The organism is Amycolatopsis sp. QT-25 (assembly GCF_029369745.1).
In the GTDB taxonomy this organism is placed as follows: Bacteria; Actinomycetota; Actinomycetes; order Mycobacteriales; family Pseudonocardiaceae; genus Amycolatopsis.
Window position 1 is genome coordinate 7,296,667 of record NZ_CP120210.1, and the last position, 24,803, is coordinate 7,321,469.

Sequence of the window (24,803 nt, forward strand, 5' to 3'; positions counted from 1 at the left end):
ACAATTCGTCACCCATCTCAGCGAACCCTTTCGGATGATTCAGTGCACCCTTTTGTGGAGCAGTGTCGGTGGTAGCGTACGAATTCGGAAAAGCAACCATGACGACGTTCCACTGATCTGCCGTGGAACCTATTCCGGGTTGGAGCAAGGTGAATCGGCTGGGACGTGTCATGGTTCGCCGCGGTGCGATCGTGATTTCCCTGTGGGCAGTCTTGGCGGCCGCTTCCACCGCCCTCTTGCCCCTCCTGTTCGGCGCCGCGGCACCGCTGTCGATCAACGCGGCGAACACCGAGTCCCAGCACGCCGGCAACTTGGTGGTGGACGGATTCCCCGGGTTGGGCGACGAGCAGTTCATGCTCGCCTTCGACTCCTCCGAGTGGCTCGCCGCCGAGGCCCGTTACCAGCAGGTGGTCGACGAAGTGGCGGATGCCGCGACTGCGTGGCCGGAGGTGGGCTCGGCGGTCCCGATCCCGGCCACGGACACGCAGGACCCCCACCACTACCACCTCGCGATCGGTGTCACGGGGGACGACCGGGCACGCCAGTTGCTGTCCCGGGAACTGGGGACCGCCCTGCAGCAGGTGGTCGACCAGGCCAGTGACGGTCACATGGTCGTCGGCCTGGTGGGAGCGACACCGGTGCTGGACCAGATGGTGCGCAGCGAGACGTCCGCCCTGTGGCGCATCGAGATGGTCGCGGTGCCGCTGGCGGCCGTGGTGCTCGCGATCGGCTTGGGTACGGTCGGCGCCGCGACGGTGCCGCTGCTCGTCGCCGGCGCGGGCGTGCTGACGGGCCTGGGCTTGCTGGCCGTGTTGAGCCTGGTCGTCGCCATCGACGTCACGATGCTGACCGCCATGATGACGGTGGGCTTCGGCCTCGGTCTGGACTACTCGGTGCTGATCCTGCTCCGCTATCGCCGAGCCCGGGCTCGCGGCGCGCCTGCTCAGGACGCGGCGGTGGAGTCGATCTCCACGGCCGGGACCACCGTGGCCTGGTGTGGTCTGGTGATCGCGGTCGCCGCGTGCGCCCTGCTCACCGTCGAGGTCACGGCCGCGCGGACGTGCGCGGCCGGCGCGCTGCTGGCGACCGCGATGGCGATGGCCTCGGCGTTGACCCTGCCCGCGGCCCTGCTGCCGCGGATGGACCGCCTGCTGGACCGGGGCCGGGTGCGCCGCGACCGGGCGGCCGGGCGGGGCTGGGAAAGCTGGGCTCGGCACCTCATGCGCTACCCGTGGCGCTACGTCCTCGGTAGCGGCCTCGTGCTCACGGTGATGGCCGTGCCGACCCTGGGCATCGACCTCGGTCTGCGCCTCGACCGAGACGCGCTGACGAACTCCGGCACCGGCCACGGGATGGCCCGGATGGAAGACGACCAGATCGCCGGCACGACGGTGCTCGTGCTGCCACACCACCCGCAGACCGGCCCCGCCGACGTCTACGCGCTGCTGCGCGGGCTGCGGCAAGACCCGCGCGTCTCGCTCGTCGTTCCCGCGGACAACGGCGATGACCTCACCGTCCTGATCGTGGGACACCGCGATCCCGTCGACAGCCCGGCGTCCGCGGCCCTGATCCACGACATCCGCCAGGACCTCGGCCCGCGACTGCTGCCCGCGGGGCAGAAGCTGTACTTGACCGGGCCGAGCGCGATCATCACCGACCTGACCGGGGAGATCGTCGGCCGGTTCTGGCAGGTCGTCGCCCTGGTCCTGGCCTGCTCGTTCGTGTTGCTCGTGGTGGCGTTCCGCAGCCTGGTGATCCCGCTCAAGGCCATCGTGATGAACCTGCTCACCCTCGGCGCCACCTTCGGCCTGCTGACCGCGGTCACCGGTCACCTCTCCGACGGTGCGGTCAACGCACTGCTGCCCGTAGCCATCTTCACCGTGGTTTTCGGTTTGTCGATGGACTACGAGGTCTTCCTGGTGCACCGCATCGCCGAGCGCTACCGCGCCACCGGGGACAACGAAGCCGCTGTCGCACATGGACTCCGGCACACCGCACAACCGATCACCCTCGCCGCCACCGTCATGGTGGTCGCGCTGGTGGGCCTGTGCTTCACGCCCCGACCCGACCTGCGGCAACTCGGCTTCGCCGCGGTCACCGCCATCGTCATCGACGTCACCCTGATCAGGCTCGTGCTGGTCCCCGCCCTGATGCGACTGCTGGGCGACCGCAACTGGTGGCTCCCGGCCCCTCTCGCCCGGCTGCTACCCCCTCTCCCGCTCGTAACCGCCGTCACGTCCGCACCGCCGTCCGAAGCACACCGTTTGGCACAACAGGAGGTCACATCATGACCAGCCCCACCACCACGAAGTGGATCCGCCGCGCCGGACTGGCCGCGGGGACCGCCGCGCTCGTGTTCAGCGCTCTGCCCGCATCGACCGCGACCGGCCACACACAACCACCGGGCACGACCGGACAAGCACGCACCACGGCCGGCCCGGCCTGCACGATCGAGGTCCCCGAAACCCAGCCGGTCGTCTTCACACCCGCCGTCCAGCAGACCCAGGCGACCGTGACCACCAAGGCGACCTACAAACTGACCGACTGCATCAAGGACGACGGCTCTCCCGCCACTCACCGCACCGGTGTGCTCACCTTCTCGGGCTCCGCGCTGGCTGATTGCACGCGTGCCGAAGCGATCGAGGGCACCGCCACGATCACCTGGCGCGGAATCAACGGCGCCCTGCTCGGCACGTCCACCATCACCCCGATCATCGACTCCGTTGACGAGAACAGCACCGCGGAAAGCCTCATCGCCGGCCGCATCACCAAGGGACGCATGCTCGGCCTGTACGTCGGCGTCGTGTTCTTCACCAACGACCTCAGCCGCTGCTCGACCGACGGCGTGGAGAAGGTCTGGGGCACCGGAAGGGTCTTCTTCCCCGACCAACCAGCCACCTGACCGGGCGGGCGGTTCCCGGTGCCCGAGCACGCGCCTGCCGGACTACGGCCTGGCCGGAGTCACAGGCGAACTTCGCTGCGGGCGCCGCAGCGGCCCGATTACCGCAGGTGGCTCTTGCTGGGGCTCGCACCTTTCTGACCCTGCGCGGCACCCCGGCGGACGAACGCCTGCTCGCCAGCGGAACCGGCGGCACCGAAAACCTTCGCCAATACCCGAAACCTATTGATGGAGGCGTTCGGCGAGCTGGGTTCCTCCTTCCGCGGTGCCGATGTCGAGGCCGGGCAGCTGCACGGCGTCCGGCAGGAGCTCGGGTTCTTCCAGGAGATCGAGTTCTTCTTGCTGTCGCGCTACGCTGGCCGGGTCAGCCAGGTGGAGCTGACTTCGTCGCCGGCCCCGACGATTTGGTCGTGGTGCCGGAAGCCGACCTGCGAGGTGGCATGTTCCGCTCCGGCGGGGACTCCTTCGGCCGCTTTCACGTTTCGCACGAGGAGGCGCTGCGCACCGACTGGACCGCGGCCATCGACGGATGGCTGGCCAAGGTCGCCGAGTCCGGCGGCGGGAACACGTGGTGATGTCACCGCCATGATCGGGTCGTGCTGTGTTGCTGTGTCGCCCAGACGACAATCTGGGTCCGGCTGCGGAAGTCGAGCTTGTTCATGATGTTGGTGACGTGCGTTTGCACGGTACGCAGGGAGATGGCCAGGTGCTCGGCGATCTGCGGGTTGGCAAGCCCTCTGCGGATGAGTTCGGCCACCTGGAGTTCCCGCCGGGTGAGCGAGGGATCCCTGTCGGCGGGCTCGGCCGTGCGTGAGCTGCGTGTGCACGCCGATTTGTTTTGGAGCGCGTACTGAAGAATTTGGTTTTCCGTCATTCTTTCGCCAGCGGCGCGGTGCAAGCGGAACTCCTCGTCCCCGAGAACGGTGCGGGTATGAGCCACGTGGCGATAGTGGGGTACTGCGAATAGCGCGAGCGCGTGCATGGCGAAGCCATGGTTCCGGCATGCTGTCTCAGCGGCGCCGTAGAGGACCGCGGCCCGCGTGTGATCGCCGGTTCGCCCGGCGACCCAGCCGATGGTGGCCAGTGTGTCGCCTGCGAGAGAGCTCACCCCGGACTGCGCGATGGAATGCTGGAGTTTCCGCAGGGTGGCCGATGCCTCGGAGGGAGTGCCGTACTCGGCGTCGGTGCGAGTAAGCGCGTCCAGGAGATAGTTCTTACTGTAGAGCTCCGTTGTGTTCGGTACTGGCTTTGAGCCCGGTGTGCAAGATCTGGCGCCCACGATGCGGGTCGCCGGTGAAACCGGTGCACCAGCCTAGGTGATAGACGCTGGCGAGTTCGCGTTGCCGATCGCCCGCCGCGTGGAACTTCGCGGCCAGTGCACCGAATTCTGCGGTGGCGAAGGCGAGGTCGCCGGTGAAGGTGGCCAGCATGGCCGAGGTGTAGCGTGCTCGAGCGACCAAGGTGGAGTCGCCGGTGCGGCAGGCGAGATCAAGTGCCTCGTCCAGCAGTTGTGTGCTGCGCGGGAAATCGCCGACGATCACAGTGTAGTTGGCGTCGTGCAACAGCGCTTCGACCCGCCCCGCGGCCTCAGGTGGTGTTGCCAGGAGGAGCCGATCGAGCCAGTCGCGGCCCTCGGACTCGGCCGTGTCATGACAACCGTGTAAGCCGCGGATGGACCAAGATCGGGTCGTCCGACGCGACCCAGAAAGGCTCCATCTGTGACCGAGAACACATCTTCTGATCGGGCTGCGGGTCCCGCGGCCGGCGAGGCACTCGCCCGCGTGTTGCCGCCGGACACGCTTGATGCGTTGGTGAAAGACGCGTATGCGAATGGCGGGGCGCTGGGTGCGCAAGAGTTGCTGAACGAGATGACCAAGGCGGTGCTCGAGCGGGCGCTGGACGCCGAAATGACCCATCATCTCGGGTATGAGAAAGGAGATCCTGCCGGGAACGGTTCCGGGAATTCCCGGAACGGCAGGTCCCCGAAAACCGTGTCCACCACCAATGGGCCGGTCGAGCTGGCTGTGCCGCGCGACCGGAACGGCTCGCTCGAACCCGCGATCGTGCCGAAACGTGCACGCAGGCTGGGTAACATCGACGAGGCGATCCTGTCGCTGTATTCGCGTGGCATGACCACCCGGGACATCGAATCCCATTTACGGGAAGTGTGGCGTGAACGTGTCACGGGAACTGATCTCCAACGCCACCGAAGTGGTGACCGACGAGATCGCGCTGTGGCAAACCCGGCCCCTGGAGGAGATGTACCCGATCCTCTATGTCGACGGCCTGCGGCTGCGGATCAAGGACAAGGGCGTGGTCACCTCCAAGGTCGCCTACCTGGCCATCGGCGTGGACATGGAAGGCCGTAAACACGCCCTTGGGCTCTGGATCGCCGATACTGAAGCGGCGAAGTTCTGGGCGAAGGTCGTCACCGACCTGCGTAACCGTGGCGTGAAAGACATCCTGATCGCCTGCTGCGACGGCCTGACCGGGCTGCCCGACGCGATCCGCGGCGCGTTTCCCGACACCGTGGTTCAAACCTGCGTCGTGCACGTGATCCGCAACGCCATGCGGTTCATTTCCTATAGCGACCGGAAGAAAGTCGCCGCCGCCATGCGAGACATCTACACCGCACCGACACTCGAAGCAGCCGAGATCGCGCTCACACAGTTCGACAAAGACTTCGGCACGCAATACCCCGCCGCGATCCAGGTCTGGCGGCACGCCTGGAACGACTTCACCCCATTCCTCAACTATCCACCCGATCTCCGCAGGATCGTCTACACGACAAACCTGATCGAGAACATCAACTTCCAGCTCCGGAAAATCACCAAGAACCGCGGCCATTTCGACAGTGACACCGCCGCAACAAAACTGCTCTACCTTGGACTCCGCAACATCACCAGCAACCGAGGCGGACCATCAGGAGCCGGAACCCGAGGCTGGAAACAAGCCCTCAACACCCTCGCCGCACTCTTCCCAGACCGCCTACCACTCCACTAAAATAACGAACGAAATCGTCGGTGGCTTACACGGAAATCATGACAGAGTCGCACGAGCGCGTTCTCCGGCGGGTCGAGATAGAGCCCGACGACATCACGGACCTTGCCCACGAACAACGGGTCTTTGCTGATCTTGAACGTATCGACCTTGTGCGGCTTGAGACCGAACGCCGCCAGATCCTCGACACGGCGGACTGCGACAGCCCGGTCGCCGCCGCCAGCGACCGAGTCGACCACTGCGTCGCGTCCTTCGGCGTGCTCTCCAGGGTGGTCACCACCGCCAGCTCGACCTGCTCGTCGGTCACCGTGCGCGGACGTCCCGGCCGGGGTTCCTCGGTCAGCCCGTCCAGACGATCACGCAGAAACCTCGCCCGCCACGTTCCTACCGTGTTCCGGCTGATCTCCAACCGTTGCGCCACAACGGTATTGGACTCACCCTCGGCACAGGCGAGCACGATCCGCGCCCGCAAAGCCAGACCCTGAGCGGTGATCCGCCGACGCGACCACCCCTCCAGAACCCGCCGCTCCTCATCAGACAACACCAGCGACACCAGCTTCGAACTCGGCACCCCCACGCCCTACGGTGCCCAAAAATTAACGACTCAGGACACTAGCCTCACGCGAACAAGATCGAGTACCGGCAGCGCGTTGCTCCGCTGCTGCGCCCTCGGCACTCACTCACCAGTCCTGAGCCACAGCGCATCCGATCACCTGATTGGCCCAGCTCGGGAGTAGTCGGTTGAGTATGGCGGTGACGTTCGTGCGGATGCCTGCGGCAGCCTCCGATAGGTGCCTCAGGTCCGATGGCGATCTCCGATTGGGCTCCGTTGCTCACGGAGCACACGATACGTCGCGACACTGCCCGACACTAACGACGGCGAGAAACGCCGCCCGACCTGCACAGATCAACCTTGGGTGGCACTATACAACACTCGTTGACACGGCAAACCCGGGGATTAAAAGCCCACGGGTTCGATCGCGGTGATCTTAAACGGCACACAAATACAGGGCTTCTACCTGCGGTTTCGCTGACCCCAAGATCATGTTTGCGACCGCTAACGTGCGTTCTGGGCTCCGTTCTGTCTCCGTTCTTCCTGCTGTGCTCAAGCGGGTCGGCGACACGGGTTGACCTGGGGTTTTGCCTCGTTCGCGCGGGGGTTCGGTTGCTGGCATTAACTCTGACCGAACGGGACAAAGGCAGGCGTGTGGAGGTCGGTGGGTGGATACGAATGTTGTACCGCTGGACGAGCGCATTCTGCGGTCCGTTCTGAATCACGTAGTCGCGAATGGTAATGCGGCGGAGACGAGCTACCTCGAAGCCAAGAGCACTGTGGACATCGCCTGGAAGCCGGGGCTGGTGGAGGTCGCCAAGTTTCTCCTGGGCTCCGCGAACCGGCTGCTCGAGAGGCGGCGCTGCACTTCAAGGGCTACTCCGTGCTGATGATCGGCGCGCAGCAAGGCGAGGCGGTCGGTGTCGCTCGGGGTACGGAGCCGCACGAGCTCGCGGACCGGCTCCGCCCCTACCTGGGTGTGGCGTTCCCCGGCTTCGAGTTCGGCCGGATCAGCGTGGACGGCGATCGGGAGGTGCTGTTCGTCATTGGCTGCCACCCGAGGACGGGCAACCGATCTATCGCTGCCACAAGGCGTACGGCGTGCTTGGAGAGGACCAGCTGGCCGATGGCGCGATCTACGTTCGCGATCACAGCAACACCACGACCGCGAACGCCGGCGAGATCATGGCGCTCATGGAGCGGGCCCGCGGTGTCCCGCGGCCTCCGATCACCCTCGACATCAACCTCCTCGGTTCCATCAGCCGAGTGGACCGGGTCGCGGAGATCCTCGCCCGGCTGTATGACCTCGAAGAGCAGCAGTATCTCGAGTCGTCATCGAAGAAGGCGTCGCCGCTGCCCGACTACGTCCCACCGGGACTGTTCGGCGACACGGTGACGCCGACGGCCGAGGATCGGGCCGCCCGGCTGGACGTGTGGAGGCAAGCGCGCCCGGCACACATTGAGGCAGACCGTGCGCACCTGCTCGGCGTGGCCTTGGATGGTGTGGGAGTGCGCGTGGTCAGCCAGGACCGGTTCGGCGCCAGACCGGAGATCGCCCTGACTTTCCACGACTGCGAGATTGTGGACTTCGCCGAGCGCGACGATGCAGACCTTTCGCGGCTGATCGAGCCGGTCCGGGGACGCGAGACTCCACACTGGAGTGTGCTCGATCCAGTGGCTTCGCGGGTAACCCCGCGCGACTACCCGATGGACTGGGCACAGTGCGGATCGAACGCCGCGCGCACCGCGATGGCGACCGCCACGGCGATGTCGAGCATGATCGCGTTGCGGTTGGGCACCAGCGTGCCCGCCATAGACTCGTCGGTGTAGCGCCCGTCGGGCACCGCCACCGAGGTGTCGGTCAACGCCGAACCGGTCAGCAGTGCGCCCAGGCTCGTCAGATTGATGCTTCCATGCGGGCTCAAGAGCAGCCGTGAGAGCTCGGCGGCGTGGTCAGCTCGACGCGATGGCGTTGCCCGTAGTCGAACGAGACCAACGTCAGGCGGCAGTGGCGGGGCGGCCAGCCAGTAGGCCAGCACGGTGGAGTCCAGACCGCCGGAGGCGATGACGTCGCCGCCGTTCACGCGAATAACGTGCGCCTCATGCGCTCGCACGTCCCCGGCCACTTCGACGGGAACGCGATCCTGCTGCGAGCCACGCGGGTCGACCCCGAACTGCGCGCGGCACTGGGAGCGCCTTCCTGGCACCCGCGCATCGCAGGCAGCGTCGAGGCCCACGACGTGGACACCGACCACGAGGGCCCGCTGACCGAACCAGCTGCGGTCCGCGCCATCGGAACAGTGCTCGCGCACTGCCTCTGATCTGCAAGACCTGACGAAAGTGGGGAAATGGACACTACCTAAGTGGCTGCGGACCGGTGTCGATCGGGCGCAGCGGCGGCGGACCACCCGGACCTAGCGTGGTGATCACTTCGGGAAGGGCCCGAGCGCGAGGAGGTACACCGATGGTGACGCGGCTGCAACTGGCTGCCGGATCCGGGGACGGCCTGTACGACAGCATCATTGAGTTCGCGGCGTACTCACCGGCCTGGCTGCAGGGGCTCGGCAGCATGTTCACCAAGGTAGGGCTGCTGTTCTTCGGTGCGCTGTTCGTCGCCGTCTGGTGGCGGGCCCGGGCGACGAACGACACCACCCAGGTCACCCGGGCGCTCCTCGCGCCCGTGGTGACCGTTATCGCCTACGTGCTCAGTGAACTGCTCAAGCTGGTCGTGAACGAGGACCGGCCGTGCCGCGGCCTTCCCGAGGGCAGCACCATTCTGGAGTGCCCCGAGGTGGGTGACTGGTCATTGCCGAGCAACCACGCGACCATCGCCGCCGCGGCGGCGATGGGCCTCATCCTCGCCCGGCGCCGGGTCGCACCCCTGGTGATGGCGTTGACCCTGCTGATGGCCTTCTCCAGGGTGTTCGTCGGAGTGCACTACCCGCACGACGTGCTGCTGGGCATCGCGCTCGGCATCGGTGTCGCCTGGCCCACCGCGACCCTGCTGGTCTCGCCTGCCCACTCGATCGTGGCCCGCCTGGCCGGTGTCCCAGCGCTCGGCATCCTGCTCTTCGCCCGGGTACCCCAAGGAGGCGTGCCCGCCCAGCGGCCGGACCGCGCCACCCCCGCCGGTCCCGCTGATGCTGCTCCGCAACGCCCGGTCGGACGGCCGCTTGGCGGCGGTGCCGCGCCTACCGAACGCATGCCGCAGGTCCCGCTCTCCGAGCGCCAGACCGTCCACATGCGCCAGCAGCGGCTGCCGCAGCAGGCACCGGGGCAGCGCCCCAGCCGCAACCAGGAGCAGGCAGGGAGACCGCCCGCGCGGGAGCCGCGCCGCGATGGCAGCAGTAGGGCGGCTCACTCCCGACCGGCGTCCTGAGGAGCCCCGTGCTGCCACGAGAGGGGGACCGCGTCGTGGACCGCCTGGTCGCCGAGCTGCTGCCGGGGGAGGCAGGGTCCCTGGAACGCCAGGAACCGCTCGGCACCCCGCTGAATCCGCTGGGCCTGGTGGAAATCGCCCTGCGCGTGGAGAAGGCCTTCGGGGTCGAACTCCCCGACGAGGTCCTCGACCCGTCCCGTCCGCTGACCCTGCCCCGCTTCCGGGCCCACCTGGCATCCGCACTGAGAGAGACGAACAAGCATGATCACGCTGCGCAACCTGACCAAGCGCTACGGCGAGCGCACCGCTGTCGACGACCTCACCTTCGACGTGGCACCGGGGAGGGTCACCGGCTTTCTCGGACCCAATGGCGCGGGCAAGTCGACCACCATGCGCATGGTGGTCGGGCTCGACGACCCCACCAGCGGTGAGGCCCTGGTGAACGGCCAGTCCTACCGCGACCTCCCCGCGCCGTTGCGCACCATCGGAGTTCTGCTCGACGCGAAGGCGGTGCACCCGCACCGCAGCGCCCGGAACCACCTGCTGGCCCAGGCTCACACCCACGGGATCCCGGCCAAACGCGTCGACGAGGTGCTGGACGTGGTCCACCTCAGCGAGGTGGCCGACCGGGTCGCGGGCAGCTACTCACTCGGCATGAGCCAGCGGCTGGGCATCGCGGGGGCCCTGCTGGGCGATCCGGGCATCCTCATGTTCGACGAGCCGGTGAACGGCCTCGACCCTGATGGCGTCCGCTGGGTGCGCGAGCTCGTGCGCTCCCTCGCCAAGGAGGGGCGCACCGTCCTGCTGTCGAGCCACCTCATGACTGAGATGCAGTTGACCGCGGACCACCTCATCATCATCGGTCGCGGCACCCTGATCGCCGACACCTCGATGGCCGACCTCATCGCCGAGAACTCGGCGGGTGAGGTCGCGGTCCGCACCCCGGACACCGGCGGCCTGACCGCGGTGGAGGAACGCCTGCGCGCGTGGCCATTCGACGTCCGCAGGCCCTCCCCTTACGACCTCGTGGTCCGGGGCGCCCGGCCCGAGCAGATCGGGGACTTCTGCTTCCAGCAGGGGGTCCGCGTGCACAAGCTGGAGACGAAGGAGACCTCGTTGGAAAACGTCTACATGTCACTCACTGCGGGCGCCGCGGAGTACGCGGCACCGGTGGTCCCCGGCGGTACCGAGGAGGTGCGGGTGTGAGCAGCGCGGCCGTTGCCGACCACCCGCGCGCGGGCCTGCTCGGGGCTGTCCGTTCCGAATGGACGAAACTGCGCACCGTGCCATCCACCTTCTGGGCGGCCGGAGCGGCGGTCGTCCTGGTGGTCGCGGGGATCGTGATCGCGTCGATGTCGACCCGCTCCCAACACGCCTCCGGAGCGGCGGACCCGTTCAGCAGCTCCGCCCCGTACGTCGCAGGCCAGGTCTTCGATTACCTCGTCCAGTGGGCCGCGGTGGGCCTCGCCGTGCTCATGATCACCTCTGAGTTCGGCAACGGCAGCATCCGCACGACACTGCAGTGGATCCACAGCCGCGGTCGTCTGCTCGCGGCCAAGGCCTTGGTGCTCGTCCCCGTTCTGCTTTTGCTCGGAGCCGTCCTCGGCGCGCTGTCGATCGGTGCAGCCGTGGTCGGGCTCGGCGAGTACGGCGAGGACTTCACCGCGGCGTACGCGGTCAAGGTGGTCTTCGGCATCGCGGTGTACCTGCCGATGGTGGGCTTGTTCTGCCTGGGGGTGGGCACCGCTCTCAGGAGCGCGGCGACGACGGTCTGCACCGCCTTCGTGGTCCTGCTGATCCTGCCGTCTCTGCTGCCGAGCGTGGGGCTCGGGACGGTGGGTGCCTACATGCAGGGGCACGCGGGTTCCACCCTGATGAAGGCCGTCGGAGACGACTACTACGGTCCCGGGGGTGCGGTCGTAGTCGCCCTGTGCTGGTCTGCGGTCGCCCTGGGCGCCGGGTACGCCGCGCTGCGGCGCAGGGATGCCTGAGGGACAGGGTGCCGAGCCGCGTGGATAGCGAGGGCTGTGTGCAAAGTCCGATCCGTACGCTGCACACGAACGAGGTGTTCGCTGGTCAAACAACCAGCCCCCTGTGGGCGTATCAGAAACGGCGGCCAGCGCCGCGGTGGTCGTTCCAAGCCGCGAAGCCGAGGACCGCCCCGTCACGCGCATCTACGTCCGGCGGCACGGCGGCGCAGATTCGATAGCGGGAAGAGTTCTACCGTCACCTGAGCAGATGCCTGAGTATCGGGCACACGACTACGACACGCTCAAGTTGCAAGAGCACCACTGGCTAGGGGCAGACGGACTTCCGTCGCGCCACCGCACGGAGATCATGATTCGGACGCGTGTCGACGGGCTGTCGGGATATCAGTACCGCATCGATACTCCCCATGCTCGCGTTAGAGCAGTTCGCGGCGGAGAAGCCGGAGTCCTTCACCAGTTGGGACCAGGTATCTGGGCAGTAGATCTCAAATTTCCCCATGCACTGAAGGCTGGGGAGGAGTGGTGAGCCTACTGGCACTGCACTATTCGGCTTGGTCGCAGTAATTGATCCGAAGGTGGGTCACTGAGGGCAGATTACCCGAATCTTGGCCTCAGCATCGGCCAGCTGAGCAATCGGTCACTTTTTGTAGTCCGGTGATGCCATGCAGCTATCCTTGGTTCTTATTCTACAGCACTTCGTGCACCGTCAGCTTGATTTGAAAACCTTAACCTTGGCCACGAAAATATGGATCCCGTAGTTAAGAATGCTGGTGGCGCGTATGCGCCACCAGCATTCAGTTACTTCTCGTCACGGACACCCTTGTGTGGCTTCGGGCTACCGTTCAGGATGCGTCCTGTCTTGGTGTCCCGCTTGAACCAGGTGCCGCCGCGCTGGAACTCACTGCGCTGCTTGACGGCACCCTTGCGGTGGCCGCGGCCAGTGTTCTTGGCCATGTTGATCACCTCCGTTTCAAGAGCTACAAGCTTCGGCTCGAGCCAGGCTGCGCTCTCACTATGTAGTCGAGACAGGCCGTAATGGAGTTAGTCTCCAACGGTCTAATCACGACATTCCACGCAGAGACCTTCGACGAGCAGATGCGGCTGATAGCTCAATGTGCACTTACTGCACCGCTGCTCTCGAGCGGCGGCGCGCAGGCACCGGCACCTATCACAGGCCGGACAGAAGGGCTCCCCACACTTCTGGCAGGGGTAACCGCGAACGGGCTGCCTGCCCTGGCAGCAGTGAATCGTCCTGACCGGACGCTGATCAAACTCGCGCGGCTGATCGATGTGGAGCTGTTCGCAGTTCCAGATGTCAACGTCGGAAAAGACAGCGATGGTGCGCTTGTCGTCGCTAACAGCGTCGACGTAGTAGTCCTCGCGCTTACCCCAAGACGTGCTCCAAAAGGTCTTTCTCGTCAGAGCCGATCCCGCCAGCATGGTTCGCAAAGGGTGGCCATCGGGGACAATTTGCCCTGGCCAGGGGATCACAACCGGCCAGCCTGACTCGACGTCGGGCTGCACGCTCGCGTACTGCACGATTTCACGATCGGTGATCATGATCGCTCCGACGTGCGGAAGCCTGCTAGCCAGCCCAATAGCGCAAGCCGGGACACTGGCATTGCTTTCATGGTATAGATCGAGCACATGACGTGCTCGCAGTACGCCGTCATTCAGCACTAGGTCGACGGCGCTCGTCGGCAACAGCAGTCGCTGGGCGATCTGGTCGCATATTGTCTCCAGCAGGCGCCCTGACTCGTTCTGGTCGGCAAGCCAGTCATACAGCTCATCCGTTTGATCCACGAGCCAATGCCCGAGCTCGTGAGCCAAAGTGAAGTTTTGTCGCCGACTGTACGGAGTAGGCGCATATAAGACGACGCCGTCCTGCAAAAACGACACGCCGTCGCACAACCCACCATCGCCACGGCTTTTCAGGTGCTCTGCGGCCTCAACCTTCAACCCTAGATCGACCCGCAACGTGCTGAGTGGATCTATTGAGAACCGAGTACGCGCTCCAGTATCGAGATGCGCAAGGGCGCGTTGAACACACTTATTGAGGTTCACGTGGGTGACCACCGTCCTCCAACGCAGCTACCAACGCCTCCAACGAGGCGAGGAGTTGCTCAGCGTCTGGACGATCGCCCCGGTGAACTGTGGCGAGTGCCCGAGACTTCAAGGTCGACGCTGCGAGACCGGGCGACGTGCCCTGGATCCCCGCCCACCGCTTCACCAAGCTGGCAAACCTTGACGACTGACTCAGCTCTGCAAGCATCTCGTGTTCGCCAGCTTCCTGCCGACGGACAATGAGTCTGTCCGGTTCAATGCGCATCTCTTCTGCAATCGCCTTGATTAAGGCTGGTGAGACATCAGCCGCTGACTGGTTCTCCCATCGAAAAACGTCTCCTCTACGAACGTCCCACCCGCGCGCCGTGAGCCGGTCCACGAGATCAACCAGCTTGAGATTGGCGCTACGCCGTGCACGTTTTAACGCATCAGGATCCAGGGCATAACGAGGATCGGGCACGAGCCCCAACATCGCTGCGACCGGGTCGGCCTCGAGCGGCGGAGCACCGTGCCCGACCTCCCACAACAGCTCCGCCACCTCGAGGAGTGGCTCGATTTCGGCGCGCTGCTCCTCGTCCAGAGAAGTGACACCGCCGCTTACAGAACTTGCTCGTGCATCCAGGAGCTTTGCAATAACCTCGTCGCGCTCGTGGTCGGTCATGCGGCACCTCCTTGCTCATCGACATAGCGTCGTAACTCCTGCAGAGCGCGTTTTGCCATTTGACTTACGCGGGCCGGCGACACACCCAGCTCAGCCGCGACGTCAGCCCTGGGCCGCTCCAATGCGATGTACTCCCACACGACTCTGCGATGCCGAGCGTCCAGAACCGAAAGCCCATCCCAGGCCACCGCCCGAGCCCGTTCGCGGTCGACCTGGTCGGCTACGTCTTCGGCGATGTCTACCGGATCGACTTGGTCGTACTCAGCATCCAGCTCAGGGCCCGCATGCCGAACGGCGGCTGAACGAAGAAGGTCAAGTGCTTTCCGCTTGGCCGCCGTCACCATGACCGCTTCCCAGTTCTGGACGTCGGCAGGAGGGGAGTTGATGAGCGACGTCATCGCGTCGCTGACGACATCGTTCGCCTGATCCGCAAGTCCGGCAGCACGCAGAACCGACGCAGCGACCCTGTGCATCGCGTCCTTGTGTCGCTGGTACAGCGCTGCCCAATCCGGTTGACCTTGTGACACCAGATCACCCGATCGTCTCGTCTAGCGGAGAAGCCAGCATCGCCCACCTCCGGTTGTCGCTTCCCGGCTGCCAACCTTCGCCGACTCACCACGTAGTCGAGACAGCAGTGCCCGGCGTTATCAGACTCACGGCGACTACGGAGTGTCACTGCATATCCTTAAGCCGCGCCAAGACCACCGGAACGATGATCAGGGTCACAAACGCCTCGACGAACGGCCCTGGCTTGACGATGCCCGCCAGCTCCGATCCCAGAACGACGGAACTGAAGACCCGGCAGCAGGGTTACCTGAGCGATCAGCAACAGCGGCGTGGCGGCGAGCATCCGCCTGCTACCACCGGCTAGCCCGCTGAAGACGATCACGCAATCGACGCGCAGCGTGTCTGCAGGACGCAGAGCCGCACCGACTGGTCCGCAGGCAGGAACGCGAACATCGCCGCGATCACTGACGGCGACCACGAACGCCCGTTCAGGCAAACGCGAAGTGCACCGCTCGGTGAAGAACCGAAACTGTTGGTGGGTATCGCGTGCGCGGTCAGCCGGAGTGCGGGTTGCGTACCGAGGTCGCCGGTTCGCGTTCGGTGGTGAGCGGGATCTCCCGCCCGAGGCCGCGAACGATCGCATCGAAGAGCGGTGTCGGTTCGTGAGGAAACGGTGCTGTGTCGGGCGGTCCGGCCGACTCTGCCTACTGAGACTCCAGTACTCCCCCTCGCGAAGTGGTAACCAGAATATCGTGGAGGCACCACTCTAATGGCGGTAACCCGCGATAACTATCCCTTGACCAGGTGACCAACGTGCCCCCGGCGGCCCATGTTCGCCATACTTCGACGTACCCGGGTCGCGACGGCGGACACCGGCAAACCTGGACCCATCCCCGCCAGAATCATCGACAACCCGACGGAGGCGCGGTGCGTCCGCGTGGACCACAAGACGCAGCGAGCGTGCTGAACGGCGACTATGTCCAGGTCACGACAGACCGCCCTCCCGCCTACGGCCGTGCTGTCGACGAAGGCTTCGCCCGGGTGGAGCGAATCGAACGCGTTCCGGCTGAAGTCGCGCCACGACTCCTTGCCAGCGCCTACGTGGACGGGCTCTCACTGGCGGTGATGTGGTGCCACGGCGTACCGGGTCCGGTCGTGGTGGGCAGCGGCGACGTCTGGGTGCTCGACTGGGCCAGCGAGCACCGCGCACACCACGACCTGCAGCACCCCTGGTGGCCACCCGCGCGTGGCTCCTTGTTCCCCTGTGGTGTTCCCGCCGGGGAGGAGCCCCCGCGTCGCCGGCGTATCCCGGAACCGCTCCGACGGCCGGTCGCGTGGGCGGCGCCGAGCGCTATGCCGAAGGCGCCGGTGCGCGCGACGGGGTTCACCAAGACTGCCTCGGCTCTGTGTGTCGGGGACTACCTGTGCGTTCGTGCCGATCGGTGGCCGACGAGCGATCACGACATCGACGAGGGCTTCGCCCGGGTCGAGCACCTGCGTTACCTCGACGAGCCCGCGGCCCGCGAGATCTTCGCGGACCCCCGGCTGGCACACGCCGGTGATCGCGGTCAGTGTGTACGGGTTGTCCGGCATCCTGCTCCTGACGGCACGCCAGGAGGTGACGGTCCAGGCGCTGGTCAACCCGGAACGGCAGACCCTGGAGCAGCGGAGCCTCTGGACGCCCGACCCGTCGCTGGAGCTGGCCGCGAGCCGCTCACCGACCGACGCTGAGCGCGCCGCCGCGGAGCGCCTCGACCAGGCGGCGCGACCGAAGGTGGACGAGGTGGACTGGTACACCAGCCAGTTCGACGATCCGGCGTACCGGCGTCTGATCATCGACGGGACCTACGGCTGGCGCACCGTCCCGCTCTCGGCACTGCAGACCGCTTCCCCGCACATAGTCGACCACGCATGCGGCGCGCCGTCGACATCGGAGATCTTGAGCTCAAGCTGTCTCGCCGGGGCCCGCCCGGCCGCTCGCGTGACATCGGGGAATTCCGACGATTCAGCCTCGGAAGGACGGCAATGGGTCCCACCCCGCGGCCGTACCGGGGGGAGCATCCATATCGCCAAGTCGCAAGCCGAATCGACCCGAAATCGGCACGCCTGTGAAAACGGAGACGAAACGGAGCCCAATGGCGCCGAGGGAAATGTGAATCCAACTCGCATAACGCGACATACCAGCAGGTCAAACGATATGTTGATCTTGAGCCGCCAAGGGGGCTCGAACCCCTGACCTTCTGTTTACAAGACAGATGCTCTACCAGCTGAGCTATAGCGGCCTGCCCGGGGACAGCCCGGGCAGGCCCAGTATATCGGCGCCCGTTCAGCTCTTCGCAGGGCGCACCCAGGGCTCGCCGGCGACGGCCCGGAAGGCGTGCGCGAACGTCACGGCGGTCGCCGGGTCGCGGCGGTCGGTGACGTAGTACCAGTTCATCCGGACGGCGTCCGGGGTGACTTCGAGGACGCAGGGGCCGTGCGAATCGAGTTCCACGAAGCGCACGTGGGGGTTCAGCGCGCGGATCGCGGCCTCGACCTTCAGCGACCCGGTTCGCGGCGGGACGCCGAGTTGCTCGTCGAGGTTGTCCGAGGTGACCGACGTGCAGACGAACTCCACCGCGACGCTCACCCCGTCCCGCGGTACGTCGTTCGCCCACGACGAGTGGATGTCACCGGTCAGGAACACCGTGTTGCCGCGGCCTCGCGCGGCGATCGCGTCGAGGACCCGGCGGCGATCTTCGGTGTAGCCGTCCCACTGGTCGGTGTTCACCGTGGTCGGCTGGCCGTCGAGGAGGTCACCGAGCGCGAGGCGTTCGCGGGCCGGCAGCGCGGGGACCTCGATCGGCGTGACCATCACCGAGTTCCCGATCAGGTTCCAGGCCGCCGTGCCGCGCGCGAGGCCGTCCAGGAACCACCGCCGCTGCTCGGCGCCGAGGATCGTGCCGTCCGTTCCCACCGCGGGGTCCGGCTGCCGGGTCCGGTACGTCCGCAGGTCCAGCATGGTGAGGTCGGCCAGCCTGCCGAATTTCAGCCGCCGGTACAACCGGTCGCCGCGATGCCGCACCGGCATCCATTCGAAGTACGCCCGGTGCGCGGCCCGCATCCGGTCGAGCCAGTCACCCTCGGTCGCCGGGTCGTGTGACGGCGATCCGCCGGACCAGGCGTTGTCGGCGGCCTCGTGATCGTCCCAGGTAGCGACCATCGGATGACGGGCATGGAGCCGCCGGAGGTGCTCGTCGGTCTTGTACATCGCGTGGCGCTGCCGGTAGTCCGACAGGGTGATCAACTCGTTGGGCGGTACCGAGGGTCGAAGATCACCCGCAGGGTTGGGATTCCCTTCGTAGAGGTAGTCACCCAGGTGAATGAAGGCGTCCAGGTCGTCACGGTCGGCCAAATAGCCGTAGGGGGCGAAGTGACCGACAGCCCAGTTCGCACACGAGACCACGCCGAAACGCAGGCTCGCGACGTCTTCGTCGTGCGCGGGCGCGGTGCGCGTCCGCCCGGTCTGGGAGACCTCTCCTTGAGCCGTGAAGCGGTACCAATACGCCGTCGACGCGCGCAGTCGGTCCGCCGTCACCTTCACCGTATGGTCACGCTCCGCGCTGGTCCGCACGTGACCGCGAGCGACGACATCGGTGAATCCGGCGTCCTTCGCCACCTCCCATCGGACGGTGACCGGCGCTCCTTTCCCGGATCCCGGAGCGGCCTCGGCCGAGGGTGTGACGCGGGTCCAGAGGAGCACCGAATCGGGCATCGGATCACCGGAGGCGACCCCGTGTGCGAAAACCGGGGCCTCCGCCCCGCTGGATACCCCCGGAAGGGTGAATGTCGCCGCTGTCCCGGCCGCGGTGAAACCGGCCGCACGGAGAACGGATCGCCTGCTCACGGGAAAGGTCATGGCATGCAGTGTGCCTCAAGCCGATCGAGTGACGATGATCTTGGTTCGACGTGGTGGAGGCCACTTCGAATTTCCTGCAACAGTCGGGCCGCCGCTCCCGATGGTCCTCGGGAAGTACCGGCGAAAGAGTGAGGAGGTGGAGCGATCATGAAGATCAACGAGCACACCAGGGGAGCCCAGCGCGGCGAACACATCGAACACGGTGCCGAAAAGAACCAGGACGAAACACCCGAACGGGGCGAATGGCTGCTGGAAGCGCCGCGCCAACGTGACGGAGAGCGATCGATCCCCCAGGCCCGCTCGCATCGGCCGAATCTGCTTCGCCGCCGCGCCTGGCAGATCCTCGAAGCCCCGACGGCCGAGCAGCCCGCCGTCGAGAGCGACGAGGCGATGGGCCCGAAGCCGCCCGACGACTCGACGGTCAACTTCGTCCTCGACCTCGCGCTGCGCATCGGCGAGGTCCAGATGTCGAGCGGCGCCGGCGCCTCCGACGTCACCGCGACGATCATCGCGCTGACCTCCGCCCTCGGGCTGCCGCATTGCGAGGTCGACGTGATCTTCACGTCGATCACGGTGACCTGCCACCGCGGCACCGACATGGCGCCGGTGACGGCGCTGCGGGTGGTCCGGTCGCGCGGTCTCGACTACACGCGGCTCACCCAGACGGAGACGCTGGTCCGCCGGATCGTCCGCGGCAACATCGGCGCCGAAGAGGCCCAGCAGGCACTTCAGCGGATCACGACCGCGCCGCATCCGTACCCCCGCTGGGTGGCCACGGCCGCCTGGGGCGGGCTGGCCGCGTTCATCACCCTGATCCTTGGCGGCAGCATCGACGTCGCACTGGTCGCGCTGGTGATCAGCGCGGTCATCGACCGGCTCGGGCGCCTGCTGAACCGCTTCGCGCTCCCCTTCTTCTTCCAGCAGGTGATCGGTGGTCTGGTCGCGACGCTGTCCGCGATGGCGATAGTCAGCAGCGATCTGCTCACCACGGACAAACCCACGCTGGTCGTCGCCGCGGCCGTCACCGTGCTGCTGTCCGGTCTTTCCACGGTTTCCGCCGTGCAGGACGCCATCACCGGCTATTACGTCACGGCGGCCGGGCGCACGATGGAAACCGCGTTGATGAGTGCCGGGCTGATCGCGGGGGTGGTGCTCGCGCTGAAGATCGCGCTGCTGCTCGGCCTGCCGCTGACGCCGCTGCCCGAGGTCGTCTCCTCGACGCCCCAGCAACTTCCGATCATCGTCGTCGGCAGCATCGGCGCGTCCGCCTGCTTCGCGCTCGCCTCGTATTCGACGCTGCGCGCGATGATCGTCGCGGGTGCGGCGGGCGCCATCGGTGGCGCGGTGTACGGCGCCTTGATGCTGACCGACTTCCAGGCCGTCAGCTCCTCCGCCATCGCCGCCACGCTGGTCGGTTTCTGCGGTGGCGTACTTGCCAGGCGGCTCAAGGTGACGCCGCTCGTGGTGGCTGTGTCCGGCATCACGCCCCTCCTCCCCGGCCTCTCCACCTATCGTGGTCTATACCAATTGGGCGTCGAACCCGGCGGGAACATCTCGACGCTGATGACCGCGGTCGCGATCGGGCTTGCCCTGGCCGCGGGCGTGGTACTCGGCGAATACCTCGCACAACCGGTGCGGACGGGGCTCGGCAGGCTGGAACGCAAGTTCGCCGGGCCGCGGATGGCGGGTCCGCTGGAACCCGCCGAACGACGCTTGGAGTGATCGCTCGCCGAGAAGGCCGCGGTCTCCTCACGCGATAGGGTTTCCGCTTAGGGCAGCGACCCGCGAACCGAGGGAGCGGCTGGTGGACGAAGTGACGGGCAGAACGGCCTCCGCGGAGTTCGTGGTGGTGGCGAACAGGCTTCCGGTGGACCTCGAACGGACCGCCGACGGGAGCAGGCGTTGGACGGCGAGCCCCGGCGGGTTGGTGTCGGCGCTCGAACCGTTCCTGCGCTCCCGCAAGGGCGCCTGGGTCGGTTGGCCCGGCGTGCCCGACGTCGAGGTGGAGGAGTTCGACGACGACGGTTTGGTCCTCCATCCGGTCTCCCTGACGTCGGACGACGTCCGCGACTATTACGAAGGCTTCTCCAACGCGACGCTTTGGCCGCTGTACCACGACGTGGTGGCCAGGCCGGTGTTCGACCGGAGCTGGTGGGAGTCCTACGTCCGGGTGAACCGGCGCTTCGCCGAGGCGAGCGCGAAGGTCGCCGCCGAGGGCGCGACCGTGTGGATCCAGGACTACCAGTTGCAGCTGGTCCCGGCGATGCTCCGCGAACTCCGGCCCGACCTGCGGATCGGCTTCTTCCTGCACATCCCGTTTCCCCCGGTCGAGTTGTTCATGCAGATGCCGTGGCGGACCGAGATCGTCCGCGGCCTGGTCGGGGCCGACCTCGTCGGCTTCCACCGGCCGGGTGGCGCGCAGAACTTCCTCTGGCTGGCGCGGCAGCTCGCCGGTCTCGAGTCCAGCCGCGGCGCGGTCGGCATCCGCACCCGCCCCGGCCTGATGCAGGTCGGCGACCGCACGGTGCGGGTCGGCGCGTTCCCGATCTCCATCGACGCCATCGGCCTCGACAAACTCGCCAAGACCAAGGGCGTCGCCGAACGCGCCGCCCAGGTGCGCCGCGATCTGGGCAATCCGAAGACGGTTTTGCTCGGCGTCGACAGGCTCGACTACACGAAGGGCATCGACCTGCGGTTGCAGGCGTTCCACGAGCTGCTGCACGAAGGCCGCGTCCGGCCGGAGGACGTCACGTTCGTCCAACTGGCCACGCCGAGCCGCGAGCGTGTCGAGCACTACCAGCGGATGCGCGGCGACATCGAGCAGATGGTCGGACGGATCAACGGCGAATTCGCCCGCGTGGGTCATCCGGTCGTGCACTATCTGCATCAGTCCGTGAACCGGACGGAGCTGGCCGCGTTCTTCTCGGCGGCCGACGTCATGGTGGTCACTCCCCTGCGTGACGGGATGAACCTCGTCTGCAAGGAGTACGTCGCCTGCCGCCACGACCTGGGCGGCGCGCTCGTGCTTTCGGAGTTCGCCGGCGCCGCGGCGGAGCTGACCAGTGCGCTCCTGGTCAACCCCCATGACCTGGACGGGGTGAAGAACGCCTTGGAGACTGCCATTACGCTCGACCCCGCAGAGGGACGCCGCCGTATGCGCGCCATGCGTCGTCAGGTCCTCACGCACGATGTCGACCGCTGGGCGCGTTCGTTCCTCCAAGCGCTCGGTGCCGAACCGGCCGACTAGGCAGTATTCGTACAACCGCCCCTCCCCCCGCATAGTTCCCGAGGAGAAATCGTTGACCGCCGAGGCACTGCCCGCCGAGTTGCGGCGCGCGATTGTCCAGGTCGCGCGGACCCCGCGGCTGCTGGTCGCCTGCGACTACGACGGCACGCTGGCCCCGATCACGGCCAACCCGGACGAAGCCCGGCCGCTGCCCGAATCGGTGGGCGCGCTCAGGTCGCTGGCCGGCCTGCACGAGACGACCACCGCGGTCATCTCCGGCCGCGCGCTGCGCGATCTCGCCACCCTGTCCCGTCTTCCGGCCGAGGTGAACCTGGTCGGCAGCCACGGATCCGAGTTCGACATCGGCTTCATCCACGCGCTCGACGACAAGGCCCGTGAGCTCCACAGGCGGCTCGAGGCCGAGCTGGAGAACCTGGTGCTCGACGTGCCCGGGGTGTCGCTCGAAGTCAAGCCCGCGAGCATCGCGGTGCACGTCCGCCGCGCCGAGCACGAGGCGGGCCGCCGGGTCCTGCGCGACGTCCACACCGGCCCCTCGCAGTGGGAGGGCGTGTCCACGACCGACGGCAAGGAGGTCGTCGAGCTCGCGGTCGTCCAGACGGACAAGGGCCGCGCGCTGGACACCCTGCGTCACCAGGTCGGCGCGACGGCGGCGGTCTTCCTCGGCGACGACGTCACCGACGAGAAGGCGTTCGCCCGGATCTCCGGCCCGGACCTCGGTGTGAAGGTCGGCGACGGGGAAAGCCTCGCGCAATACCGCGTCCCGGACACCGTCGACGTCGCGATGGCGCTCGCGTTCCTTCTCGAAGAGCGGCGCAACTGGCTCTACGGCGAGCAGGCACCGCCGATCGAGCGGCTTTCCATGCTGGCCAACGAACGGTCGGTCGCGCTGGTCACGCCGGACGCCCGGCTGACCTGGCTGTGCCACCCCGGCCCCGACGCGCCCGCGATCTTCGCGGATCTCCTCGGTGGCGCCGGCGCCGGTCACTTCTCGATCAAACCGCACCGCAACGGCCTGCCGCTCGGACAGCGCTACCTGCCGAACACGATGACGGTCGAGACCCGCTGGTCGCGGCTGCTCGTCACCGACTACCTCGAACCGGAGAGCCCCGCGCACCGCACGGATCTCGTCCGGGTGGTCTCCGGCGAGGCGGCGGCGGAGATCGTGTTCGCGCCGCGTCCCGAATTCGGTGGCGTGCCGGTGAAACTGGTCGCCAACGAGGACGGGATCCTGGTGCAGGGCACCTCGGAACCGTTCGCGCTGCGTTCGCCGGGTGTGGCGTGGGAGATCACCTCCGACGGGATGAACGACACCGCCACGGCACTCGTCACGCCCTCCCCGGAGAGCCCGGTGGTGCTCGAACTCCGGTGCGGCACGTCGGATCTCGGCGCGCACGAACTGTCCGAAGTGGAGCGACGGTCGCGGGCGGGCGACTACTGGAGCACCTGGGCGCAGACGCTCAAACTGCCCAGTGTCCAGACCGAACTCGTCGGCCGCTCGGCGCTGACCCTGCGCGGCCTGGTCAACACCGATACCGGCGGTGTGCTCGCGGCGGCGACGTCCTCACTGCCGGAGGAGATCGGCGGCGTCCGCAACTGGGACTACCGCTACTGCTGGATCCGCGACGCGGCCATGACCGTGCGCGAACTGGTCCACCTCGGCTCGACCGACGAGGCCGAAGGCTACCTCCGCTGGCTGCACGGTGTGCTGTCCACTTTGGCCGGTCCGGAACGGCTGCACCCGCTGTACACCTTGGCGGGCAGCGTGATCGGCGCCGAAGCGGTCATCGAATCGCTGCCGGGCTACGCCGGTTCGCGGCCGGTCCGCGTCGGCAACCTGGCGAATCACCAGGTCCAGCTGGACGTGTTCGGCCCGGTCGTCGAACTCGTGCAGACGCTGGCGGAGGCGCGCGGCGAACTCCGCGACGAGGACTGGCAGATGGTGCGCGCGATGGCCGAGGCCGTCACGCGGCGCTGGAACGAGCCGGACCACGGCATCTGGGAGGAGCGGCACGTGCCGCGCCACCGGGTGTACTCGCGGGTGATGTGCTGGGTGACCATCGACAGGGCGATCAAGCTGGGCGAGGTGTACGGCCGGGTGGTGCCGGGCGCGTGGCCTTCGCTGCGGGACGAGATCGCCTCGGACGTGCTGGACAAGGGCTGGAACGAAGAGGTCCAGGCCTTCACCACCGCATACGACGGCACAGACCTGGACGCCGCTTCGCTGTTCGTCGGGCTGACCGGGCTGCTCGATCCGGCCGACCCGCGCTTCCAGTCCACGGTGACCGCGATCGAGGCGGAACTGCGCAGTGGGTCCACTGTGTACCGTTACCGCCGCGACGACGGCCTTCCCGGCGGCGAGGGCGGTTTCCACATCTGCGCGGCCTGGCTCATCGAGGCGTACCTGCTCACCGGGCGGCGCACCGAGGCCGAGGAGCTGTTCACGCAGATCGTCGACGCCGCGGGCCCCACCGGCCTGCTGCCCGAGCAGTTCGACCCGATCGCGGAACGCTCGCTGGGCAACCACCCGCAGGCGTACTCGCACATCGGGCTGATCCGCTGCGCGAACCTGCTTTCCCGCTGACCGACCCACGCAATTCGGCACCTGCT

At 67.0% G+C, this 24,803-nt stretch carries 20 protein-coding genes, 1 tRNA gene and 3 pseudogenes; 13 read left to right on the forward strand and 11 right to left on the reverse strand.

The genetic code is table 11. The annotated features are described in order from the left end of the window. The first annotated feature begins 170 nt into the window (after positions 1–170). From P3102_RS34155 to P3102_RS34165, 3 genes and pseudogenes are all read left to right on the forward strand, one after another. Complete coding sequence (locus tag P3102_RS34155; protein WP_276364782.1) at positions 171–2,291, forward strand: MMPL family transporter; 2,121 nt, start codon at positions 171–173, stop codon at positions 2,289–2,291. Next, the gene (locus P3102_RS34160) at positions 2,288–2,902 is read left to right on the forward strand and encodes a hypothetical protein (RefSeq protein WP_276364783.1); all 615 of its coding nucleotides are present in this window, start codon (positions 2,288–2,290) and stop codon (positions 2,900–2,902) included. The genes P3102_RS34155 and P3102_RS34160 overlap by 4 nt, the downstream gene beginning before the upstream one ends. 113 nt (positions 2,903–3,015) lie before the next feature. Continuing rightward, positions 3,016–3,465, forward strand: a pseudogene (locus P3102_RS34165) (sporulation protein); the annotation flags it as partial. An 11-nt stretch (positions 3,466–3,476) separates the two neighbouring features. Here the strand turns inward: P3102_RS34165 and P3102_RS34170 are convergent. After that, positions 3,477–4,007 carry a response regulator transcription factor gene (locus P3102_RS34170; RefSeq protein ID WP_276364784.1) on the reverse strand — a complete coding sequence of 177 codons (531 nt, stop codon included), beginning with the start codon at positions 4,005–4,007 and terminating at the stop codon, positions 3,477–3,479. A gap of 106 nt (positions 4,008–4,113) precedes the next feature. Continuing rightward, entirely contained in the window at positions 4,114–4,461 is a 348-nt protein-coding gene (locus tag P3102_RS34175; RefSeq protein ID WP_276364785.1) for a hypothetical protein, read from the reverse strand. A 156-nt stretch (positions 4,462–4,617) separates the two neighbouring features. Here P3102_RS34175 and P3102_RS34180 point away from each other — a divergent pair. Beyond that, positions 4,618–5,902: pseudogene (locus P3102_RS34180) on the forward strand (IS256 family transposase). Positions 5,903–5,937: 35 nt separating this feature from the next. On the opposite strand, the pseudogene P3102_RS34185 reads toward P3102_RS34180, so the two are convergent. Together P3102_RS34185 and P3102_RS34190 are read right to left on the reverse strand one after the other, a co-directional pair. Further along, positions 5,938–6,470: pseudogene (locus tag P3102_RS34185) on the reverse strand (IS630 family transposase); the annotation flags it as partial. Between the two features lie 739 nt (positions 6,471–7,209). Further along, positions 7,210–7,509 (reverse strand): hypothetical protein, encoded by a 300-nt coding sequence (locus P3102_RS34190; RefSeq protein ID WP_276364786.1) that lies wholly within the window; start codon positions 7,507–7,509, stop codon positions 7,210–7,212. 44 nt (positions 7,510–7,553) lie between these two features. Here P3102_RS34190 and P3102_RS34195 point away from each other — a divergent pair, with 44 nt between their 5' ends. The 3 genes from P3102_RS34195 to P3102_RS34205 all read left to right on the forward strand — a co-directional run bounded on the left by P3102_RS34195 (position 7,554) and on the right by P3102_RS34205 (position 9,831). Next, complete coding sequence (locus P3102_RS34195) at positions 7,554–8,282, forward strand: hypothetical protein (protein WP_276364787.1); 729 nt, start codon at positions 7,554–7,556, stop codon at positions 8,280–8,282. A 272-nt stretch (positions 8,283–8,554) separates the two neighbouring features. Then, positions 8,555–8,773 carry a hypothetical protein gene (locus tag P3102_RS34200; RefSeq protein ID WP_276364788.1) on the forward strand — a complete coding sequence of 73 codons (219 nt, stop codon included), beginning with the start codon at positions 8,555–8,557 and terminating at the stop codon, positions 8,771–8,773. 143 nt (positions 8,774–8,916) lie between these two features. Then, positions 8,917–9,831, forward strand: a complete 915-nt coding sequence (locus tag P3102_RS34205; protein ID WP_276364789.1) for a phosphatase PAP2 family protein — start codon at positions 8,917–8,919, stop codon at positions 9,829–9,831. Here the strand turns inward: P3102_RS34205 and P3102_RS34210 are convergent. Further along, positions 9,810–10,061 carry a hypothetical protein gene (locus P3102_RS34210; protein ID WP_276364790.1) on the reverse strand — a complete coding sequence of 84 codons (252 nt, stop codon included), beginning with the start codon at positions 10,059–10,061 and terminating at the stop codon, positions 9,810–9,812. The two genes, P3102_RS34205 and P3102_RS34210, sit on opposite strands and share 22 nt — an antisense overlap. 31 nt (positions 10,062–10,092) lie before the next feature. On the opposite strand from P3102_RS34210, the gene P3102_RS34215 reads away from it, so the two are divergent. Both P3102_RS34215 and P3102_RS34220 read left to right on the forward strand, forming a co-directional pair. After that, the gene (locus P3102_RS34215; RefSeq protein ID WP_276364791.1) at positions 10,093–11,037 is read left to right on the forward strand and encodes an ABC transporter ATP-binding protein; all 945 of its coding nucleotides are present in this window, start codon (positions 10,093–10,095) and stop codon (positions 11,035–11,037) included. Continuing rightward, entirely contained in the window at positions 11,034–11,822 is a 789-nt protein-coding gene (locus tag P3102_RS34220) for an ABC transporter permease (RefSeq protein ID WP_276364792.1), read from the forward strand. Before P3102_RS34215 ends, P3102_RS34220 begins: the two co-directional genes overlap by 4 nt. A 795-nt stretch (positions 11,823–12,617) precedes the next feature. On the opposite strand, the gene P3102_RS34225 is transcribed toward P3102_RS34220, so the two are convergent. The 4 genes from P3102_RS34225 to P3102_RS34240 form a co-directional block, all read right to left on the reverse strand. Next, positions 12,618–12,773 carry a hypothetical protein gene (locus P3102_RS34225; protein WP_276364793.1) on the reverse strand — a complete coding sequence of 52 codons (156 nt, stop codon included), beginning with the start codon at positions 12,771–12,773 and terminating at the stop codon, positions 12,618–12,620. A gap of 102 nt (positions 12,774–12,875) precedes the next feature. Beyond that, on the reverse strand, positions 12,876–13,895 hold the full coding sequence (locus P3102_RS34230; RefSeq protein ID WP_276364794.1) for an ImmA/IrrE family metallo-endopeptidase: 1,020 nt from the start codon (positions 13,893–13,895) through the stop codon (positions 12,876–12,878). Further along, a complete protein-coding gene (locus P3102_RS34235; protein ID WP_276364795.1) occupies positions 13,870–14,544 on the reverse strand; it encodes a hypothetical protein in 675 nt (224 codons plus the stop codon). Before P3102_RS34235 ends, P3102_RS34230 begins: the two co-directional genes overlap by 26 nt. Further along, entirely contained in the window at positions 14,541–15,071 is a 531-nt protein-coding gene (locus P3102_RS34240) for a sigma-70 family RNA polymerase sigma factor (RefSeq protein ID WP_276364796.1), read from the reverse strand. Before P3102_RS34240 ends, P3102_RS34235 begins: the two co-directional genes overlap by 4 nt. 1,562 nt (positions 15,072–16,633) lie before the next feature. Here P3102_RS34240 and P3102_RS34245 point away from each other — a divergent pair. Beyond that, positions 16,634–17,287: a hypothetical protein gene (locus P3102_RS34245; RefSeq protein ID WP_276364797.1), complete on the forward strand. Its 654-nt coding sequence runs from the start codon at positions 16,634–16,636 to the stop codon at positions 17,285–17,287. Here the strand turns inward: P3102_RS34245 and P3102_RS34250 are convergent. Next, positions 17,261–17,333 (reverse strand) — tRNA-Thr (locus tag P3102_RS34250). The two genes, P3102_RS34245 and P3102_RS34250, sit on opposite strands and share 27 nt — an antisense overlap. Before the next feature lie 44 nt (positions 17,334–17,377). After that, the gene (locus P3102_RS34255; protein ID WP_276364798.1) at positions 17,378–18,949 is read right to left on the reverse strand and encodes an alkaline phosphatase D family protein; all 1,572 of its coding nucleotides are present in this window, start codon (positions 18,947–18,949) and stop codon (positions 17,378–17,380) included. Between the two features lie 147 nt (positions 18,950–19,096). Between P3102_RS34255 and P3102_RS34260 the strand changes: the two genes are divergently transcribed. The 3 genes from P3102_RS34260 to otsB all read left to right on the forward strand — a co-directional run bounded on the left by P3102_RS34260 (position 19,097) and on the right by otsB (position 24,777). Beyond that, positions 19,097–20,671 (forward strand): threonine/serine exporter family protein, encoded by a 1,575-nt coding sequence (locus tag P3102_RS34260; RefSeq protein ID WP_276364799.1) that lies wholly within the window; start codon positions 19,097–19,099, stop codon positions 20,669–20,671. An 82-nt stretch (positions 20,672–20,753) separates the two neighbouring features. Further along, positions 20,754–22,196, forward strand: a complete 1,443-nt coding sequence (locus P3102_RS34265) for a trehalose-6-phosphate synthase (RefSeq protein ID WP_276364800.1) — start codon at positions 20,754–20,756, stop codon at positions 22,194–22,196. Between the two features lie 52 nt (positions 22,197–22,248). Further along, positions 22,249–24,777 (forward strand): trehalose-phosphatase, encoded by a 2,529-nt coding sequence (gene otsB / locus P3102_RS34270; protein WP_276364801.1) that lies wholly within the window; start codon positions 22,249–22,251, stop codon positions 24,775–24,777. Positions 24,778–24,803: the final 26 nt, after the last annotated feature.